At 35.6% G+C, this 17651-nt stretch carries 20 protein-coding genes and 1 tRNA gene; 15 read left to right on the top strand and 6 right to left on the bottom strand.

The window, feature by feature from the left end:
* Positions 1–573 precede the first annotated feature (573 nt).
* Positions 574–1035 (bottom strand): Lrp/AsnC family transcriptional regulator, encoded by a 462-nt coding sequence (locus tag C245_RS0122065; RefSeq protein ID WP_017498786.1) that lies wholly within the window; start codon positions 1033–1035, stop codon positions 574–576.
* Positions 1036–1156: 121 nt separating this feature from the next.
* On the opposite strand from C245_RS0122065, the gene C245_RS0122060 reads away from it, so the two are divergent.
* Positions 1157–2392, top strand: coding sequence for an aminotransferase class V-fold PLP-dependent enzyme (locus tag C245_RS0122060; protein WP_017498785.1), 1236 nt, complete (start codon positions 1157–1159; stop codon positions 2390–2392).
* A gap of 58 nt (positions 2393–2450) precedes the next feature.
* Here the strand turns inward: C245_RS0122060 and C245_RS0122055 are convergent.
* Together C245_RS0122055 and C245_RS0122050 are read right to left on the bottom strand one after the other, a co-directional pair.
* Positions 2451–2525, bottom strand: a tRNA-Val gene (locus C245_RS0122055).
* Positions 2526–2702: 177 nt separating this feature from the next.
* On the bottom strand, positions 2703–3929 hold the full coding sequence (locus tag C245_RS0122050; RefSeq protein ID WP_017498784.1) for a folylpolyglutamate synthase/dihydrofolate synthase family protein: 1227 nt from the start codon (positions 3927–3929) through the stop codon (positions 2703–2705).
* 131 nt (positions 3930–4060) lie between these two features.
* Between C245_RS0122050 and C245_RS0122045 the strand changes: the two genes are divergently transcribed.
* On the top strand, positions 4061–4753 hold the full coding sequence (locus C245_RS0122045; RefSeq protein WP_017498783.1) for a MotA/TolQ/ExbB proton channel family protein: 693 nt from the start codon (positions 4061–4063) through the stop codon (positions 4751–4753).
* Between the two features lie 3 nt (positions 4754–4756).
* On the top strand, positions 4757–5152 hold the full coding sequence (locus C245_RS0122040; protein ID WP_026110223.1) for a biopolymer transporter ExbD: 396 nt from the start codon (positions 4757–4759) through the stop codon (positions 5150–5152).
* Between the two features lie 140 nt (positions 5153–5292).
* Here the strand turns inward: C245_RS0122040 and C245_RS0122035 are convergent, their stop codons facing one another.
* The 3 genes from C245_RS0122035 to C245_RS0122020 form a co-directional block, all read right to left on the bottom strand.
* A complete protein-coding gene (locus C245_RS0122035) occupies positions 5293–6189 on the bottom strand; it encodes a hypothetical protein (protein WP_017498781.1) in 897 nt (298 codons plus the stop codon).
* A 240-nt stretch (positions 6190–6429) separates the two neighbouring features.
* Positions 6430–7656: a Glu/Leu/Phe/Val dehydrogenase dimerization domain-containing protein gene (locus C245_RS0122025; RefSeq protein ID WP_017498779.1), complete on the bottom strand. Its 1227-nt coding sequence runs from the start codon at positions 7654–7656 to the stop codon at positions 6430–6432.
* Between the two features lie 143 nt (positions 7657–7799).
* Positions 7800–8375 (bottom strand): chalcone isomerase family protein, encoded by a 576-nt coding sequence (locus tag C245_RS0122020; RefSeq protein WP_017498778.1) that lies wholly within the window; start codon positions 8373–8375, stop codon positions 7800–7802.
* Between the two features lie 491 nt (positions 8376–8866).
* On the opposite strand from C245_RS0122020, the gene C245_RS0122015 reads away from it, so the two are divergent.
* From C245_RS0122015 to C245_RS0121960, 12 genes are all read left to right on the top strand, one after another.
* A complete protein-coding gene (locus tag C245_RS0122015; protein ID WP_026110222.1) occupies positions 8867–10009 on the top strand; it encodes an acyl-CoA dehydrogenase in 1143 nt (380 codons plus the stop codon).
* A gap of 104 nt (positions 10010–10113) precedes the next feature.
* On the top strand, positions 10114–10791 hold the full coding sequence (locus tag C245_RS0122010) for a Crp/Fnr family transcriptional regulator (RefSeq protein WP_017498776.1): 678 nt from the start codon (positions 10114–10116) through the stop codon (positions 10789–10791).
* A 92-nt stretch (positions 10792–10883) separates the two neighbouring features.
* Entirely contained in the window at positions 10884–11480 is a 597-nt protein-coding gene (locus tag C245_RS0122005; RefSeq protein WP_017498775.1) for a peroxiredoxin-like family protein, read from the top strand.
* A gap of 6 nt (positions 11481–11486) precedes the next feature.
* Positions 11487–11945 (top strand): YHS domain-containing (seleno)protein, encoded by a 459-nt coding sequence (locus tag C245_RS0122000; protein WP_017498774.1) that lies wholly within the window; start codon positions 11487–11489, stop codon positions 11943–11945.
* 4 nt (positions 11946–11949) lie between these two features.
* Positions 11950–12339, top strand: coding sequence for a DoxX family membrane protein (locus C245_RS0121995; protein ID WP_017498773.1), 390 nt, complete (start codon positions 11950–11952; stop codon positions 12337–12339).
* Between the two features lie 2 nt (positions 12340–12341).
* The gene (locus C245_RS0121990) at positions 12342–12830 is read left to right on the top strand and encodes a hypothetical protein (protein WP_017498772.1); all 489 of its coding nucleotides are present in this window, start codon (positions 12342–12344) and stop codon (positions 12828–12830) included.
* Positions 12818–13528: an NRDE family protein gene (locus tag C245_RS0121985; protein WP_017498771.1), complete on the top strand. Its 711-nt coding sequence runs from the start codon at positions 12818–12820 to the stop codon at positions 13526–13528. Before C245_RS0121990 ends, C245_RS0121985 begins: the two co-directional genes overlap by 13 nt.
* Positions 13529–13538: 10 nt before the next feature.
* Positions 13539–14573: a hypothetical protein gene (locus tag C245_RS0121980; RefSeq protein WP_017498770.1), complete on the top strand. Its 1035-nt coding sequence runs from the start codon at positions 13539–13541 to the stop codon at positions 14571–14573.
* A gap of 3 nt (positions 14574–14576) precedes the next feature.
* Positions 14577–15233 (top strand): hypothetical protein, encoded by a 657-nt coding sequence (locus C245_RS0121975; protein ID WP_017498769.1) that lies wholly within the window; start codon positions 14577–14579, stop codon positions 15231–15233.
* A 28-nt stretch (positions 15234–15261) separates the two neighbouring features.
* Entirely contained in the window at positions 15262–16239 is a 978-nt protein-coding gene (locus C245_RS0121970) for a M20/M25/M40 family metallo-hydrolase (protein WP_017498768.1), read from the top strand.
* Between the two features lie 36 nt (positions 16240–16275).
* The gene (locus C245_RS0121965; RefSeq protein WP_017498767.1) at positions 16276–16953 is read left to right on the top strand and encodes an SDR family oxidoreductase; all 678 of its coding nucleotides are present in this window, start codon (positions 16276–16278) and stop codon (positions 16951–16953) included.
* 72 nt (positions 16954–17025) lie between these two features.
* Positions 17026–17622: a SprT-like domain-containing protein gene (locus C245_RS0121960; protein WP_017498766.1), complete on the top strand. Its 597-nt coding sequence runs from the start codon at positions 17026–17028 to the stop codon at positions 17620–17622.
* The last annotated feature ends 29 nt before the right edge of the window (positions 17623–17651 follow it).

Genomic DNA, 17651 nt, shown 5'->3' with positions numbered 1-17651 from the left:
TGTAAATCTTTGCGATTAAAAAATAAAACGCGGATGATACGGATTCGCTAGGCGAAAACGCGGATTAGAACGGATTTTTTATTAGGTGTATGGGTTTTTGCCCTTTTAGGGCGATGTTTATTGTTCATTTTGGTTCATAGTGCTTCGCACCATGCTCTCTGCTTTTCGGGCTTTCAGCCCTTTTTCCTTGCGTGCTTTGCGTATACCTTTGCGGACTTTGTGGTTAAAAACTTTAGTCCTTTTTTCTTTAAATATTCTTTTTTTTACAAATTGCGTTAGGGATGGGAGCGATATCCTTTTGCGATGCTCATGCTTTTAAAAATTCCCTTAAACTTCTATCGCAAAAGATTTAGCGGACAGCCCGACCCAAAGGGGAACGCCATAATAATTAGCTAACATGAAAAGATGAATATGTAACCGCATAGGGAATGTGTAGTTGAGATGTTTTTTTAAGTGTTTTTTTAGTGCTTTATTTTTAGTTTTATCCGGAGAGTGAGGTTTTTGTTTGTTTTAGATGAGAAAAGCGATTTAAGCCCCTGTTTTGAAGTGATTTTTATGGAAAGGAATATGAGGTTAAATTGCTACATCGTAGCCAACTTTTACCTTGTCCATTATTACATGAGTGTAGAAATGTTTAACATTCGGATCATCCATTAGCCATTTTTTGGCAAAAGATTCATAATGCTGCATGTCTTTTGCGTTTACAATAATAACAAAATCATAGGTACCGGTGACGAAATAACATTGCATCACTTCGTGGCATTTCCGCATAGAATCCTTGAATTTTTCTAAAGCTTTTGAATTTCCGTCCGCTAGAATGATGTCTACTATGCAAGTAATCGTTAAGCCAATAGTGCTTGGTGCTATTATTGATATATCGGCCTCTATTATTTTATTTTCTCTTAATCTTGCTAATCTTCTTTGTACGGCTGAACTGCTTAAATTTACTAAGTCGCCAAGTTCTTGGGCGGTCAGTCTATTGTTTTTTTGAATGTATTGTAAAATTTTTTTGTCGTATTCGTCGAGTGCTTGCATTTTTTACCTGATTTTCAAGTAAATTTAGGTTAAATTAGTTGTTTGTAGTATTTATTTGCCGAAATAAAGCAGGAAGGTATAAGTAGTTTTGTGTTGTAATATTTAACATAAAAGAAGAATAATGAAAAGAAATGAAAGTGTTTTTTCTGAAGAAGAAATCGAAAAATTTAGAAGTGAAACAATTGGGTGTAAAAATGTAAACCATCTTAACAATGCAGGCGCAGGTTTAATGCCTGATGTGGTAACTCGGTCTATATTGGAACATGTAAAGTTGGAATCTGAAATTGGGGGGTATGAGGCTGCGGCTTTGAAGGCAGATGTAATAAAGGAATTTTACGCTCAGGCTGGAAAATTAGTTAATTGTAATCCGTCGAATATTGCTTTTACGGCGAGTGCTACGGATTCTTATACCCGTGCGTTGTCTTCTATTCCTTTTTTGAGGGATGATGTGGTTTTGACAGATAATGATGATTTTATTTCGAATCAAATTCAGTTTATTTCATGTCAAAAACGATTTGGAATTAAAATAGTAAGAATCAAGAATGCTGAGACTGGTGGTGTTGATCTAGAAGATCTCGAGGAAAAATTATTTTCTCTTCAGCCAAGATTATTGGCTATAACGCATATTCCAACCAATTCCGGTTTGGTTCAACCTGTTAAAAGTATAGGTGAAATATACAATCGTTATAGGAAAGTACATGCTGATAAAACCTGGTATATTCTGGATGCTTGTCAATCGGTGGGACAAATGAAGTTGGATGTTGAGGAATTGAAATGTGATTTTTTAAGTATTACGATCAGGAAATTTTTGAGAGGTCCGCGTGGCACGGGATTTTTGTATGTTTCGGACAAGGTTCTTGAGTCTGGACTCGAGCCTTTGTTTATTGATATGAGAGGTGCTGATTGGATTGAAAAAGATATATATAAACAACAACCGGATGCTAAACGTTTTGAAGATTGGGAATTTGCTTATGCCCTTGTTTTGGGAAGCAAAGCTGCTATTGAATATTGTTTAAGTATTGGGGAGGATAGAATTTGGAGGCAAATACAGTTGTTGTCAAAATATATGAGAGACGAATTGGCTAAAATTTCTAAAGTTAGGGTTTTGGATAAAGGACCTGAACTTGGGGGCTTGGTGACATTTTTTGTCGAGGATTCTCAACCAAAATATATTGTTGATGAGTTACTGAAGAGAGAAATAAATGTGGTTCCGAGTTTTAGAAATTTCGCTGTTATTGATTTTGATGAAAAGGGAGTGAAATGGGCAGTGAGAGCATCTCCTCATTATTATAATACTTTTGTTGAAATTGATTTGTTTATCGAGGCAGTTAAGGAAATTGTGTCAATTCAACATTAGTAATTCGGGGTAATAAATAGCAAAAAAAAAACTCCTTAATTTCTTAAGGAGTTTTTTGTGGGCGATGAGGGGTTCGAACCCCCGACCCCCTCGGTGTAAACGAGGTGCTCTGAACCAGCTGAGCTAATCGCCCTATTTTACTAGGTTGCTATCGTTTGTGATTGCGAGTGCAAATATACGCTAGTTTTTGAGTTCTGCAAAGAAAATCGAATAAAAAGTAAAACTTTTTTAAAAATGATTTATATCTCGCTGTTTATGAATTTGTTATTAAATTGTTTTTTTGCAGCTTTTTTTCTTTTGGGACTTTTGTTTAGGCAAGCGGCAATTCAGCGACTACAAAAGTGCTTCCTCCAACGTAAATAAAATCATTTTTTGAAGCATTTTTTCTGGCTGTAACAAAAGCATGCTCTACCGAGTCGTAATTTTCCCCTATTAAATGGTGCTTTTTAGCGGCTTCATTTAAAATTTCAGTCTTTAGACCTCTGGACGAATTCGGACTGCAAAAATAGTATTGTGCATTTTTAGGAAAAAGAGGTAAAATAGAATCGAGATCTTTGTCGTTTACAACTCCCAGAACAATATGTAAATTTTCGAAACTCTCTTTTTGGATTTGCTTCATTACAACAGCTAGTCCGTGCTGGTTGTGGGCAGTATCACAGATGATCTTTGGGTTTTCTCCCAATTGCTGCCATCTGCCTTGTAAACCGGTATTTTTTACAACCTGTAATAAACCGTTTTTCAGATTTTCGTCTGAGATTTTAAACTCATTTTGAGAATTTAATATATGGATTGTCTGCTGTACCGTTTTTTTATTGTGAAACTGATAATCGCCAATGAGATCGGAAGGAAAAACTTCTGCGATTAAATCGGAGGCAAAATAGATGGGAGCTTCATTTAATTTTGCTTTGGCTAAGAATACAGGTTGAGTCTCAAAGGTGTATTCCCCAATAACAACAGGAACATTTGGTTTTATGATTCCGGCTTTTTCACCAGCAATTGCTGCCGGGGTATTTCCTAAAAACTGAGTATGGTCTAAATCGATGTTGGTAATAACCGATAATAATGGTGTGATTATGTTGGTTGCATCGAGTCTTCCGCCAAGACCAACTTCAATTATAGCAATGTCAGTTTTCTCTGAAGCGAAGTAATCGAAGGCTAGTCCAACAGACATTTCGAAAAAACTCATATCATTGGCTTCAAAAAAGTTTTTGTGTTTGGCTACGAATTGACAAACAAAATCTTCGGAGATTTCCTGGCCATTAATTTTAATTCGTTCCCTAAAATCTTTAAGGTGCGGAGAGGTATACAATCCTACTTTATATCCGGCTTCCTGTAAAACTGAAGCCAGCATGTGCGAGGTCGATCCTTTACCATTGGTTCCGGCAACGTGGATGCATTTTAACTGATCCTGAGGGTCGCCAAGATGTGCAGCCAGCAACTTAATATTAGTCAAATCTTCTTTGTATGCCGAAGCTCCCTGAAGTTGGTACATTGGAAGCTGATTAAACATCCAGTTTGTGGTTTCCTGATAGTTCATTGAATTGCGTTAAAATAGTTTCGAATTGAAATAATTTTCATTTTTTTTAGTTTTATAAGGGAGTGAAAATTATCTTTATTGCAAATTTCAAATATTTTTTAGAATTAATTATTAAAAACAAGAATTAATATATGTTTAGCTACATTCAATTACAAGCTGATACCATCGCAAATGCCTCAAACGTAGTTATCGAAAAGATTGCACCTGAAAATGAAATTTCAATGTTTGGGTTTATTATGAAAGGAGGAGTTTTCTTAATTCCGATTGCACTATTATTATTTTATACTATTTATATCATTTTTGAACGTTACTTATATATCAAAAAAGCATCAAGAATCGATTCCCGATTGATACAGGATGTGGGAGATAAATTAAATGCCGGAAATATTGAATTAGCCAGGACTATTGTGGAAAGAAGTGATACAGCAGCAGGAAATATTCTGAAAGAAGGTGTGCTGGTTATTGGAAGGCCAATTGCTGAGATTGAATCTAACATGGATCGTGCCGCTGATATTGAAATTGGTGAAATGGAAAGAAATTTGGGACATCTGGGACTTATTGCCGGAATTGCTCCAACGCTTGGTTTTATTGGAACTATTTCGGGTGTAATTAAGATTTTCTACAGTATTTCGGTTACTGAAAATATTAGTATTGGAAATATTTCTGGAGGATTGTATGAGAAAATGATCAGCTCGGGTTCCGGATTAATTGTGGGGATTATTGCCTATAGTGCATATCACTTACTGAATGGAAAAATTGATGATTTTGCGTTGAAGATTCAGAAACAAATATTAGAATTTGTCAATATAATTCAAAGAGCATAAGGTATGTCTATCAAGAGAAAAAGAAGGTTTCATGCTGAAGTGGCGACATCATCATTAAGTGATATTATGTTTTTCCTGTTGTTGTTTTTCCTTATTATATCAACACTTGCGAATCCTAATGTGATTAAAATGACATTGCCGAAAGCGAAAGCCAATGAAAAAACAAATAAACAATTAATTAGTTTGTCTGTTACCGAAGACAAAAAGTTCTATATCGACAAAGTACCTGTTGAATTTGATGCTTTGGAAACCACTCTAATGTCGAAAATTGGAGCTGACAAACAGCAAACCGTGGTGGTTCGAATTCCGTTTAATCTTCAGGTTCAGGATTTAGTTGATGTGTTGCAAATAGGAGTAAAGAATAATTTAAAGTTTGTTATTGCTACCAGTCCGAAATAAGATAAACATACAGTTTTATCCTCTTGGGGGCGACGAAAAAAAGAATAAACTACTTGATGAAAATAAAAAAGGCTTTCAGGAAATTCTGAAAGCCTTTTTTTATGGAAACAGATTTTAGTGTAAATCTGTGTAATTTGTGTTTAATCCAGACTGAAATTGTAAATTATTTTTCCAACCTGTTTTGCGGCTGCTTTGTCGTCTGCTGACCATTTTGTGTTCAATGCCGCTATTTTTGCCTGCTCCAGTAAACAGCTTGCGGTATTAGTTGTTCCTTTTATTCCCGCAGTTGCGCTAATGGTTTTACCATTTTGATCTACAGTAACTTCTACCACTACTTTTCCTTCTTCATTGCAGGTGTATTTTGGTGCCGGTTTAGACAGTGCTTTGCGTCCGTTTAGCGAATATCCAGATCCTCCACCGGAACCGCCGCCACTTCCTGGGCCATAACCACTTCCGGTACCGATTCCATTTCCGGTTCCGTTGCCACCGCCAGTTCCTCCTCCCGAACCTCCCGTTCCATAATATCCGTTTGAACTTAGACTGCCGTTCGCTTTTCCTTTGTTTCCAGCTGCTTTATCGTCGCCATCACCACCTTTATTCGATCCTTTTAAAATACTTGATAAGGCATCGTTTGTAGAATTGGAAACTTTTGGTTTTTCAGGAATCGGTTTTGCTTCCGGTTTTACAACGGGTGTTGCTTTTTTTGGTTTTTCCTTTGTTGGAATTGCAACACTTTCATCGGTTGTGGTATTTTCCTGAGTTAAAATTGCTTCGTCCGGTGTTGCTTTTGCCGGAGTTTGTCGGGCTTCGTTTTTTACATTTAAAACTTCACTTTTATAATTTGCTCCCGAACCTAAATCGCTGTCTCCAAAATTTACCGTAACACCTCCGCCACCTCCGCCAGAAGCCAAAGCCACATTGTTCTCCGGATTGTAAGGAGGCCAAAAGCGTATGAGAAATAACAACGCAATTAGTACTGCATAAATAGCAGTAGTGAGTAGTAAGGATTTCTTTTGATCTGAAGAAATGGAACTCATTTTTATTTTGAATTTTGAAATTGTATTATATAAAAAACGCTTAAAAGTAGTAAAAATTGTTTAGAATAGAAGAGTGGGTGATTTTATGGCTTACTGTTTTTTGCACGCCGATTTAGCTGATTTGCGCAGGTTTTGTAATTAATGGGGAAGCTGAATCAAAAGGATCAGCTGAATCAGTGTGAAACATAAAAAAAACAGGCCAGATGTTCATCTGGCCCGTTTTGATAAAGTATAAAAAAATTATACTAATTGTTTCAATGCAATTTCAAAAGCAGTTGCACTGATATTTGTTTTGGATGGATTTAAAGTGTGAGCTTTAACAATCGCATTTTTTATAATTTCTGAAGTATCATTAAAGATATCTTCGTCCGTCATCTGAACTTTTTTCTCCATGAAATAAGCAAAAACTCTTGCCATTCCACAGTTTGAAATGAAATCAGGAATCAAACTTACTTTGCTATCCACTTCTTCCATGATAGAACCGAAGAAAATTTCTTTATCAGCAAAAGGTACGTTTGCTCCACATGAAATAACTTCTAATCCATTTGCGATTAAGTTATCGATTTGTTCCTGAGTTACCAATCTTGAAGCTGCACAAGGGGTGAAGATTTCGGCACCAATTGTCCAGATTTTAGTGTTGATTTCGTCAAATGGGATCATGTTATCGGCAACTAATTTGTTTCCGTCTTTATTTAAAAACAAAGTTCTGATTTCTTCAAATGAAAAACCTTCTTCTTTAATTAATCCTCCGTCACGGTCAATAATTCCGATTACTTTAGCACCCATTTCAGCCAAATAGAAAGCGGCAGCTGAACCTACATTTCCAAATCCCTGAACAATTGCTTTTTTACCTTTGATGTCTCCACCGTAAGTGGCATAGAAATGACGAGCCGCTTCGGCAACACCATAACCGGTAATCATGTCGGCAACCGTATATTTTCGGGTTACATCAGGAGAGAACTTTGGGTTTTCGATTACTTTGATAACACCCTGACGCAATTGTCCGATTCTATTAATTTTATCTGCTTCGGTAGGTTTGAAGTGTCCGTTGAAAACACCTTCCTGCGGATGCCATACACCACATTCTTCGGTCATTGGAATTACTTCGTGAATTTCATCTACATTTAAATCTCCTCCGGTTCCGTAGTAACTTTTTAATAATGGAGAAACGGCTTTGTACCAACGTTGTAATACTCCTTTTTTACGTGGATCATTTGGGTCAAAATTTATTCCTGATTTGGCACCTCCAATGGCTGGTCCTGAAACAGAAAATTTAACTTCCATAGTTTTGGCCAACGATAAAACTTCATTCATATCTAAGCCTTTTCTCATTCTTGTTCCTCCACCCGCAGCTCCACCGCGCAGTGAGTTGATAACAGTCCATCCTTCGGCTTCTGTTTCGGAATCTTTCCAGTTAAAAACAATTTCAGGTGCTTTATTTTCAAATTGCTGTAATAAATCTTTCATTTTGTTGAGATATGTTTAGTTTGTGTAAAAGTATAAAATAGAATAATGCGAATAATGTATCTCGTGTCAAAATTTTATGGAAGAGAAAAAAGAAAGCCGAAAACAATACGTTTTCGGCTTTTGAATTTTATAAATCTAACAAATTATATTCCTAATAAGTGTTTTTTTAATGTCTCATCAACAGGTTTGTCTGAAAGCCAGATTCCGAATAATGCTTTTTTGAAATCAAACCCGGGAATTTTTCCTTTTAAAACTTCATTTTTGTATACATTGATGGTTTGGTCCAGCGGATTATAAGCAAGAACAAACACATCTTTTTCAGTAATCATGTCACTTAAAAAAGTTTTAAATTCTTCGATTCGGGGACGCAATTGATTAAGATTGCTTGACGCAGATTTTTCAAAACCGGCATTCATCGCTTTAGTAAGTTTGCTTGAAGAAACCATTGAAGAAGTAATTTCAATTCGGATTGCCATTTCGGTATCGCTGTCAATAATAAATTGAGGATCCTGACTTAGCTGCGATAAATATAAGGCCTGAACATAAACTTCCAACCACATTTTTGATCGGCCTCCAGCACCATTAAGCTGTAAAGTTTTGCCCTGAAATTCAATTTTTCTTGGAACCGTTACGCCATTCACATCAAGCTGAGTCTGGGCTGAAACGGTTGAGAATTGTATACTAAAAAGGAATGTAAGTAGAAGTAAACTTTTTTTCATGTTTTATGGAAATTATAATTATTGAGCAAAAATAATGTTAATTTATCAATTTTATAGCGTTCTTAAATATGTTTTTTTTGACTCAATTTTGCTTTTTTTGTTTGTATAAGATTAGTAATCAAATTAGTAAGAGATGTTTTACGGGAAGCCGTATATTTTAAGAATTGTTTAATCTTTTGAATAACTAAACTTTACTAAAATTTTAGCGATCGGACTTTTTTGATCCTGTATTTTATTCTTGTTTTTTAGAGTAATGATTGCAAATTTGATGCGTGTTACGCTAAATTTTTAAGATTATAACGAAAACGTTATCGTAATTATTGCCGATCTAGTAAATTTATATGCGCGCATTGTTAAACTCACTTTTAAAATTTATCTTTGGGAGCCTTTTTACAAAAAAAGCAATTCAAAAAAACAAAACAAAAATAACCGTCATCTTAATTTCGATATTTTAAATCGGGTTAAGCTGAGAAAAATAAAAAAGGATAACTATGGATTTTAATCTTACCGAAGAACATTTAATGATTCAACAAGCTGCAAGAGATTTTGCTCAAAACGAATTGCTGCCGGGAGTTATTGAACGTGACGAAAAACAAATTTTTCCGACAGAACAAATAAAAAAAATGGGGCAATTAGGATTCCTTGGAATGATGGTTGATCCTAAATATGGAGGAAGCGGACTGGATGCCATTTCTTATGTAATTGCGATGGAAGAAATTTCAAAAGTAGATGCCTCAGCTTCTGTAGTGATGTCTGTAAACAACTCATTAGTTTGTTGGGGACTGCAGGAATTTGGAACTGAAGAACAAAAACAAAAGTATTTACCAGGTTTAGCATCGGGAGAGATTCACGGAGCATTTTGTTTGAGTGAGCCTGAGGCGGGTAGTGATGCTACTTCTCAAAAAACAACCGCGGTTGATATGGGAGATCATTATTTGGTAAACGGAACGAAAAACTGGATTACCAACGGAAATACAGCATCTGTTTATTTAGTGATTGCACAAACGGATCCGGAGAAAAGACACAAAGGAATCAACGCTTTGATCATGACGAAAGACATGCCAGGCTTTTCTATTGGACCAAAAGAGCAAAAAATGGGAATCCGTGGTTCTGATACGCACTCTTTAATGTTTAGTGATGTAAAAGTTCCTAAAGAAAACAGAATTGGAGAAGATGGTTTCGGATTTAAATTTGCCATGAAAACGCTTGCAGGAGGTCGTATCGGAATTGCTTCTCAGGCTTTAGGAATTGCTTCAGGAGCTTATGAACTGGCTTTGAAATATTCTAAAGAGCGTAAAGCTTTCGGAACTGAAATCTGCAACCATCAGGCAATTGCTTTTAAATTGGCAGATATGGCGGTTAATATTGAAGCAGCACGTCATTTGTGTATGAAAGCAGCCTGGGATAAAGACCAGCATAAAAATTATGATGTAAGTGGTGCGATGGCGAAATTGTTTGCTTCGCAAGTAGCAATGGATACTGCCGTTGAAGCGGTTCAGATTCATGGAGGTAACGGTTACGTAAAGGAGTACCATGTAGAGCGTTTAATGCGTGATGCAAAAATTACTCAGATTTACGAAGGAACTTCAGAAATTCAGAAAATTGTAATTTCAAGAGCCGTTATTGCGGGATAAATCTCTTTGAAACTTAGATAATCGAAACCCTTTCAGGCTGCCCAATGTCTGAAAGGGTTTTTGTTTGGATTTTAATTTCGTTATATTTACAGAAATAAACTTTTATGTACGAAGATTTAAAATACTGGTATTTACGGGACCATAAATTGTTTAGAACTTTGAGTTACTCACAGATCAAACAATTGTGCATTATCACAGGTTTTAAAAAAGCGTCAAAAGGAGAAATTATTTATTTTTCTACTTCAGATTTACCCCGCATATTTTTACTCAAAAAAGGAAACATTAAAATAGTGTCTATTGATGAAGAAGGTAATGAAACCATAAAAGATATCATTCAGAAAGGGGATTTGTTTGGCGAATTAACTTTGGAAACAGATGCCAAAAATGAAGAATATGCAAAAGTACTTTCGGATGATGTTGCGATTTGCAGCTTCCTGATGTCAGATTTCGAAGATTTATTACTGAGAAATCCAACGCTCGCACTTTCGTACACCAAATTTGTGGGACTGAAAATGAAACGTATTAAAAATAGTTATGCCAATTTAGTTTCTAAAGATGCAAAAACCAGATTGTACCAGTTTCTTAAAGACTGGGCAGATAAGGAAGGAGTAGCGGAAGGGAATTCGGTAAAGATGGAAAACTATTTGACACAGAATGATATTGCACAAATTATTTGTACTTCAAGACAAACGGCAACCCAATTGCTGAACGAGATGGAAACGAATAAGCTGATACATTACAATAGAAAAGAGATTGTTATTGTTGATATTACCAAAATCTAACTATTTTACGCTAAGTGTAAATTAGCCGACATTTGCCTTTTTCATACCACCGTAATTTTACATTATCAAATTAAGATGTAAAGTTAAAAATTATGAAAAAATTATTTTTTATTGCTCTAGTAGCCTTATGTACTGTTGCTACTGCGCAAAGTTCGCTTCCTAAAATGGCGACCGATATTGCTCCTTTATTAATAGGAGAGAAAATTCCAAATACCACATTAAAGTCAGTTGAAAATGCAACGGTAAAAATCTCTGATTTGCTTGAAAAGAAAAAAACGGTTTTAGTTTTCTATCGCGGTGGATGGTGTCCTTATTGCAATATGCATCTTCAGGCGTTAGCTGAAGAAGAGAAACAAATTCTGGATCTTGGATACCAGATTATCGCAATAAGTCCTGATGCTCCGGAGAATTTAAAAATTACAGAAGAAAAAGATAAAGTAAAATATACTTTGCTTTCTGACTCTGAAGGAGAATTTACCAAAGCGATTGGAATTGCTTACGAAGCTCCTGAAAACTATAAATCAGTAATTAACGTACATTCTAAAGGAGTCAATAAAAGTTTCTTACCCGTTCCGTCAGTTTTTGTTGTGAATCCAAAAGGTGAGATTGCATTCGAGTATATTGCTCCTGACTTTAAGCATCGCATTTCGACTGAATTACTCGTTTCAATATTAAAAAACCTAAAATAAAACAAGATGAAAAAGCTGTTATTTTTTGTATTGATTTTGGTTTCGGGTATTTCATTTGCTCAGAATGATGCGAAAAGATTAAGTCAGTACAATCTGGAAAATAAAGTAGCCATTCAGGGCTATGATCCTGTGGCCTATTTTAGTTCGGGAAAAGCGATTAAAGGGAAGAATGAATTATCAGCTTCTTATCAGGGGGTGATTTATAAATTTTCTTCCAACGAAAACAAACAGGAATTTTTTAAAAACCCCTCAAAATATGAACCGCAATACGGCGGATGGTGTGCCTATGCTCTGGGAAGTTCCGGAGAGAAAGTGGAAATAAATCCGGAAACTTTTAAAATTATCGACGGTAAACTCTATTTGTTTTACAATGCCTATTTTAATAATACTTTGAAAAGCTGGAATAAAAATCAGACTAATCTGAAAACGCAAGCAGACGAGAACTGGAAAAAAATAAACAGGTAACAAGATGGAAAAATCAGAAAAAATAATCTGGACTTTAAGGATTATAGCAGCCGGAATTTTGTTGCAAACCTTATTTTTTAAATTCAGCGGAGCAGAAGAAAGCATTTATATTTTCTCGACTTTAGGAATTGAACCATACGGAAGAATTGGATCAGGAATAGCCGAATTGGTTGTTGCGATTTTAATTTTAATTCCAAAAACAACATGGATTGGAGCTTTGGGCGGATGTGGAGTAATGGCGGGTGCTATTCTATCTCATTTATTTGTTTTGGGAATTTCAGTCCAGCATGATGGAGGCTTACTTTTTTTACTGGCCCTTATCACCTTATTATGTTGTTTAGGATTACTTTATTTCAATAAAAGTAAATTGTTTAATCTTCTAAATTTAAAATAGCCATGTTACTAAAATCAATACGCCACAGTTTAGATGAACTCGATGATCTGTTAGGTCAATTGACAGATGCAGATTATGCAAGACCTTGCCCTGCTCTCAATAATGCAACAATTGGCGAGCATTTGCGACACATTCTGGAAATGTTTATAGGTCTGGAAAAGGGTTACAATTCAGGAGTTGTGAATTACGATAACCGCGAGAGAAATATTCGAATGCAAACGGAAACGGCGTTTGCAAAAGAACTTATAACCGGAATAAAAGCAAATCTGAAAAGTGAGAACAAAACCATTTATTTAGAACAGGTAATAGACGGGCTTGCCCTTCGAATTCAAAGCAATTATTACAGAGAATTGCTATACAATCTGGAGCATTGCATCCACCATCAGGCTTTGATCAAAGTGGCCGTTATGCCGTTTAAAGATGTTTTGATTCATGAGAATTTTGGTGTGGCCCGTTCCACCATAGAATACAGAAAACAATGTGTACAGTAAGTTTCGTCAACCATAACGGAGTGGTAATGATTACTTCAAATCGGGATGAAAAAGTAATCCGTCCGGAAGCCATTGCACCCAGAAACTATTGTCATAATGGTAAAAATGTGATGTACCCGAAAGATTCAAAAGCGGGAGGGACGTGGTTTGCTGTAGATAAAAACGGAACTGTGCTGGTACTTTTGAATGGAGGTACAGAGAAGCATCGGATTTCATTTTTGTATAGAAAAAGCAGGGGACTGATTGCTCTCGATATGATTTCGAGTTCGTCACCCAAGGATTTCTGGGATGAAATTAATCTGGAAGATATCGAACCGTTTACATTGGTTTTGTATCAAAATGAAGAATTATATGAACTGATTTGGGATGGTTTGGTAAAAATTAAGACACTGTTGGAGAGTTCAAAGAATCACATCTGGTCATCGGTTACTTTATACCCTCCGGAAATTAGAAAGAAACGCTCCAATTGGTTTTTTGATTTTTTGGAAGGTAAGGATGAAATCTTCTCTACCGATATGTTAGATTTTCATAAAAACACTCAAAATGATGATTCTGAAAACGGATTGGTTATTAATAGAGAAAATGTTTTGAAAACACTTAGCATAACTCAGGTGGTAATCAAGCAGAATAAAGGTACTATTAAGTATTGCGATTTAATTAAGACAAAGGAGTTCTCGACTTCTTTTATAAGTATTTAATGTAGTAAAGATGAAACTATTTTTTCATAAAGTAACCAATTGGGAGTACTGGCCTTTTAAAGTGCTGTACGTTCCTATTTATTTTCTTTGGGCCTATTATGCGATCAAAGCAAGATCAGTATTTTTCTTTAATGCGTCTAATCCGAAGATAAAAAACGGCGGGTTTATAATGGAAAGTAAAAAACAAATTTATGATTTGCTTCCCAGAGAATGTTATCCCAATACTATTTTGATCAAAGAGAATACGGATCTAAATAAGATTGCAGAAAAAATAGTCGAAAACAGAATTTATTTTCCTTTAATCGCTAAACCTGATATCGGTCTAAGGGGGTCTGGTGTGAAAAAAATAAGAAATGTTTTTGAGTTGAGTGAATATGCCGGAAAAGCAAATTTTGATTTTTTATTGCAGAATTTGATTCCATTTAAAAATGAAGTTGGTATTTTTTACGTGCGTCATCCACATCAAAAAGAAGGCAAAATTACCGGAATTGTTTCGAAAGAATTTTTAATTGTTACCGGTGACGGAATCTCGACTATTGAAGGGTTAATCTGTAAAACGCCAAGATTTCAATTGCAGCTTGATGTTTTAAAAGAGGAATACGGAGATCAACTGCAGCAGGTTTTGAAATATGGTGAAAGAGTAAATTTGGTTCCTTTCGGGAATCATGCCCGTGGCGCAAAATTTTTAGATGGAAGCGATTGGATCACACCAAAGTTAACCGCAATGATTGATAAAATTGCTAAAGAGGTTCCGGAATTTTATTTTGGGCGTTTTGATATTATGTACAACACTTTCGAAGAATTAGAACGTGGAGAAAAATTTCAGGTTGTAGAACTTAACGGGGCAGCCAGTGAACCAACACATATTTATGATCCTAAACATTCTGTTTGGTTTGCCTGGAAAGAATTGGCAAGACACATCACTTATATGTATGAGATCAGTGCTGCGAATCATAAAAAGGGAGTGCCATACCTGAATTATAAAGTTGGAATCCGGGAATATAAATTGCATTTGGCTCAGAACAGTAAGATTATAAATTTTTAAAAAATGAAAAGGTTAAAGAATATCTCAGTTGGATTTTTGGTGAGCTTCATCGGATCGATCCCGTTAGGATATTTGAACGTAGTAGGTTTGGAGATTTATTCGAAATCAGGACTTTTTAATTTGGTTTTCTTTCTGTTCGGAGTCATTTTTGTCGAAAGTTTTGTCATTTATTTTACTTTGCTTTTTGCCAGAGAACTAATCGATAATAAAAAATTAATGAAGCTAATTGATTTTTTTGCTATTGGGTTTATGTTTGTTCTGGCTTTTCTCTTTTATTATGGGTTTCATCAAGCCGAAAAAACAAATGATAAATTAAGGGAGTATTTAGGGTATTCGCCATTTGTTATCGGAGTGATTTTAAATTGTTTCAATTTTTTACAGCTGCCTTTCTGGACGAGCTGGAATCTGTATTTGCTTAACGGAAAGCATATTGTCGTAGAAAAAAAGTTAAAATATTATTATATTGCAGGAACTTTGATTGGTATTTTTTTGGGAATGTTAAGCCTGATTCTGGTTTTACAGACTATTTTTGAGAAAAGTAATCCATTATCAAGGTACGTGATGCCTGTTTTTATTCCGATATTTTTTATGGTCTTAGGGAGTATTCAGGTATTTAAAGTGTATAAAAAATATTTTAAATCGACCGCTTTAGAGGTTTAGCTCCTGAAGCGCAATTAAATCATTCTTTATGAAAAAACTTTATATTCTACTTCCTTTTGTTTTTCTGGCCTGTAAATCAAATCCCGTTACAGTGAACACTACATCTTCAACAGCTGTTTCAAAACCTATTGAAGTAACCTATAAAGTAAAAGAATCTGAAGTTTCAGATTTTCTGAAAGAATTGTCTTCCGATGAGATGGAAGGTCGTGAAACAGGCACAAAAGGTATCGAAAAGGCAGCCGCTTTTTTAGAAAATTTTTTAAAGAAGAACCATGTGACACCTTATTTTACTACCTATAAAGACACGTTGACGAACTTTAAAACACCAGCCTATAATATTGTGGGAGTGATAGAAGGAACCGATCCTGTGCTGAAAAAAGAATTTGTGGTCTTAAGTGCGCATTACGATCACATCGGATTAGAGAAAAAACAACAGGCAGATGTTGTTTTTAACGGAGCGAATGATGATGCGTCCGGAGTTACAGCAGTTGCAGAGATGGCAAAGTATTTTAGCGAAACAAAATCGAACAAACGCAGTATTCTTGTTGTGTTTTTTGCCGGAGAAGAAAAAGGATTGTTAGGTTCTAAAAGCCTCGTGCAAAAACTTAAAAAGCAAAATTTTAATTTATACGTACAATTGAATATCGAAATGATTGGTGTACCTATGAAACGGGACTATCTGGCCTATATTACCGGTTTTGACAAAACCAATATGGCTGCGAAAATAAACGAATACACGGGTAAAAAGACTATTGGTTTTTTACCGAAAGAAGCAGAGTACAAACTGTTTTACCGATCGGATAATTATTCTTTTTATGAGGCATTCAAAAAACCATGTCAGTCTATAAGTACTTTCGACTTCGAAAACTTCGACTTTTACCATCATGTCTCAGACGAATTTAAAGTAATGGATATTTCACATATGACTTCTTTTATTCAGGAGTTTCTGCCGGCAGTGACCAAAATTGCAATCACACCAACTGAGGAAATTACAATGAATAAATAATTCTGTCCTTTTATTCGATTTGCTTATTTTTGCTTTATGAAAAATATTATTGTTACCGGAACCAGTCGTGGAATTGGTTACGAATTGGCATTGCAGTTTGCCAATGCAGGTCATCAGGTTTTGGCAATTTCAAGAAAAACACCTCAGGCTCTTTTGGAGCATCAAAACATTAGCTGTTTGTCAGTAGATCTGTCAGATGAAGCGGCTTTACAAGAAGTAGATCAATTTCTTTCGTCTGCCTGGAATAGAGTAGATGCGGTGGTTCATAACGCAGGTGCATTGTTGTTAAAGCCTTTTGCCGAAACCACTCAGTCCGATTTTGAAAGTATTTATAAAGTGAATGTTTTTGCGGTTGCCAACTTAACCCGTATTTGTCTTCCTTATCTTCAAAGCGGAAGCCATGTGGTTACCATCAGTTCTATGGGCGGCGTAAGAGGAAGTCTGAAATTTGCAGGTTTAGCGGCTTATAGTTCCAGTAAAGGAGCTGTAATTACTTTAACCGAATTGCTGGCGGAAGAATATAAAGAAAAAGGAATCTCATTTAATGTTTTGGCACTGGGTTCCGTTCAGACTGAAATGCTAAATGAAGCTTTCCCGGGTTATCAGGCACCAATATCAGCCGAAGGAATGGCAACCTATATTTATGATTTTACGCTTAACGGAAATAAATATTTTAACGGAAAGGTTTTAGAAGTTTCGTCTACTAATCCATAAGCTAAAATTCCAAACATATATGTCAGGCTGAGCGAAGTCGAAGCCCTTTTTACAAATAACATTTAACTTATAGTGAACGAGACCCTTGCAAAATATATACCGGAGCATGCTGTAAGGCCTGTTTTTGATTTGATTGTTGCCAATCAGGTTCATCTGAAAATCGTGAATGAACGCCAGACGCGTCATGGGGATTACAGAAGAGGACCTAGTGGCAAACATGAAATTACGGTGAATGCAAGTTTAAATAAATATCGTTTTCTGATCACGCTGATTCATGAAATTTCGCATTTAGTGGCGTTCGAAAAGTTTGGCAGAAATATTAAACCTCATGGAAATGAATGGAAGTTTACTTTTCAAAGAATGATGGTTCCTTTTATTCGTCCTGAGATTTTCCCAAGTACTTTATTGCCGTTATTAGCCCGACATTTTAAGAACCCTTCAGCAAGTAGTGATACCGATACGACCTTGTCTTTGGCCTTAAAACAATACGATGCGCACAACGATAAGAACTATATTTTTGAAATCCCCTATGGAAGTGTATTCAGGATTAAAAATGGTAAAACATTCAAGAAATTGGCCGTTAGAACCAAACGTTTTGAATGTATCGAAATTAGCTCAGGAAAAACATACCTGTTCAATCCAAATGCCGAAGTGGAGATAATCCAATAAAAGAAAATTCTAATAAAAAAATTCAAACT

Source organism: Flavobacterium sp. WG21 (assembly GCF_000335775.1).
GTDB classification, from domain to species: Bacteria; Bacteroidota; Bacteroidia; order Flavobacteriales; family Flavobacteriaceae; genus Flavobacterium; species Flavobacterium tructae.
This window is presented reverse-complemented; position numbering and strand designations above follow the sequence as displayed.

Excerpts from the sequence above, each read along its gene's own strand:
- C245_RS0122065 (WP_017498786.1), bottom strand. The coding sequence starts at position 1,035 with ATGCAAGCACTCGACGAATACGACAAAAAAATTTTACAATACATTCAA.
- C245_RS0122060 (WP_017498785.1), top strand. The coding sequence starts at position 1,157 with ATGAAAAGAAATGAAAGTGTTTTTTCTGAAGAAGAAATCGAAAAATTT.
- C245_RS0122050 (WP_017498784.1), bottom strand. The coding sequence starts at position 3,929 with ATGAACTATCAGGAAACCACAAACTGGATGTTTAATCAGCTTCCAATG.
- C245_RS0122045 (WP_017498783.1), top strand. The coding sequence starts at position 4,061 with ATGTTTAGCTACATTCAATTACAAGCTGATACCATCGCAAATGCCTCA.
- C245_RS0122040 (WP_026110223.1), top strand. The coding sequence starts at position 4,757 with ATGTCTATCAAGAGAAAAAGAAGGTTTCATGCTGAAGTGGCGACATCA.
- C245_RS0122035 (WP_017498781.1), bottom strand. The coding sequence starts at position 6,189 with ATGAGTTCCATTTCTTCAGATCAAAAGAAATCCTTACTACTCACTACT.
- C245_RS0122025 (WP_017498779.1), bottom strand. The coding sequence starts at position 7,656 with ATGAAAGATTTATTACAGCAATTTGAAAATAAAGCACCTGAAATTGTT.
- C245_RS0122020 (WP_017498778.1), bottom strand. The coding sequence starts at position 8,375 with ATGAAAAAAAGTTTACTTCTACTTACATTCCTTTTTAGTATACAATTC.
- C245_RS0122015 (WP_026110222.1), top strand. The coding sequence starts at position 8,867 with ATGGATTTTAATCTTACCGAAGAACATTTAATGATTCAACAAGCTGCA.
- C245_RS0122010 (WP_017498776.1), top strand. The coding sequence starts at position 10,114 with ATGTACGAAGATTTAAAATACTGGTATTTACGGGACCATAAATTGTTT.
- C245_RS0122005 (WP_017498775.1), top strand. The coding sequence starts at position 10,884 with ATGAAAAAATTATTTTTTATTGCTCTAGTAGCCTTATGTACTGTTGCT.
- C245_RS0122000 (WP_017498774.1), top strand. The coding sequence starts at position 11,487 with ATGAAAAAGCTGTTATTTTTTGTATTGATTTTGGTTTCGGGTATTTCA.
- C245_RS0121995 (WP_017498773.1), top strand. The coding sequence starts at position 11,950 with ATGGAAAAATCAGAAAAAATAATCTGGACTTTAAGGATTATAGCAGCC.
- C245_RS0121990 (WP_017498772.1), top strand. The coding sequence starts at position 12,342 with ATGTTACTAAAATCAATACGCCACAGTTTAGATGAACTCGATGATCTG.
- C245_RS0121985 (WP_017498771.1), top strand. The coding sequence starts at position 12,818 with ATGTGTACAGTAAGTTTCGTCAACCATAACGGAGTGGTAATGATTACT.
- C245_RS0121980 (WP_017498770.1), top strand. The coding sequence starts at position 13,539 with ATGAAACTATTTTTTCATAAAGTAACCAATTGGGAGTACTGGCCTTTT.
- C245_RS0121975 (WP_017498769.1), top strand. The coding sequence starts at position 14,577 with ATGAAAAGGTTAAAGAATATCTCAGTTGGATTTTTGGTGAGCTTCATC.
- C245_RS0121970 (WP_017498768.1), top strand. The coding sequence starts at position 15,262 with ATGAAAAAACTTTATATTCTACTTCCTTTTGTTTTTCTGGCCTGTAAA.
- C245_RS0121965 (WP_017498767.1), top strand. The coding sequence starts at position 16,276 with ATGAAAAATATTATTGTTACCGGAACCAGTCGTGGAATTGGTTACGAA.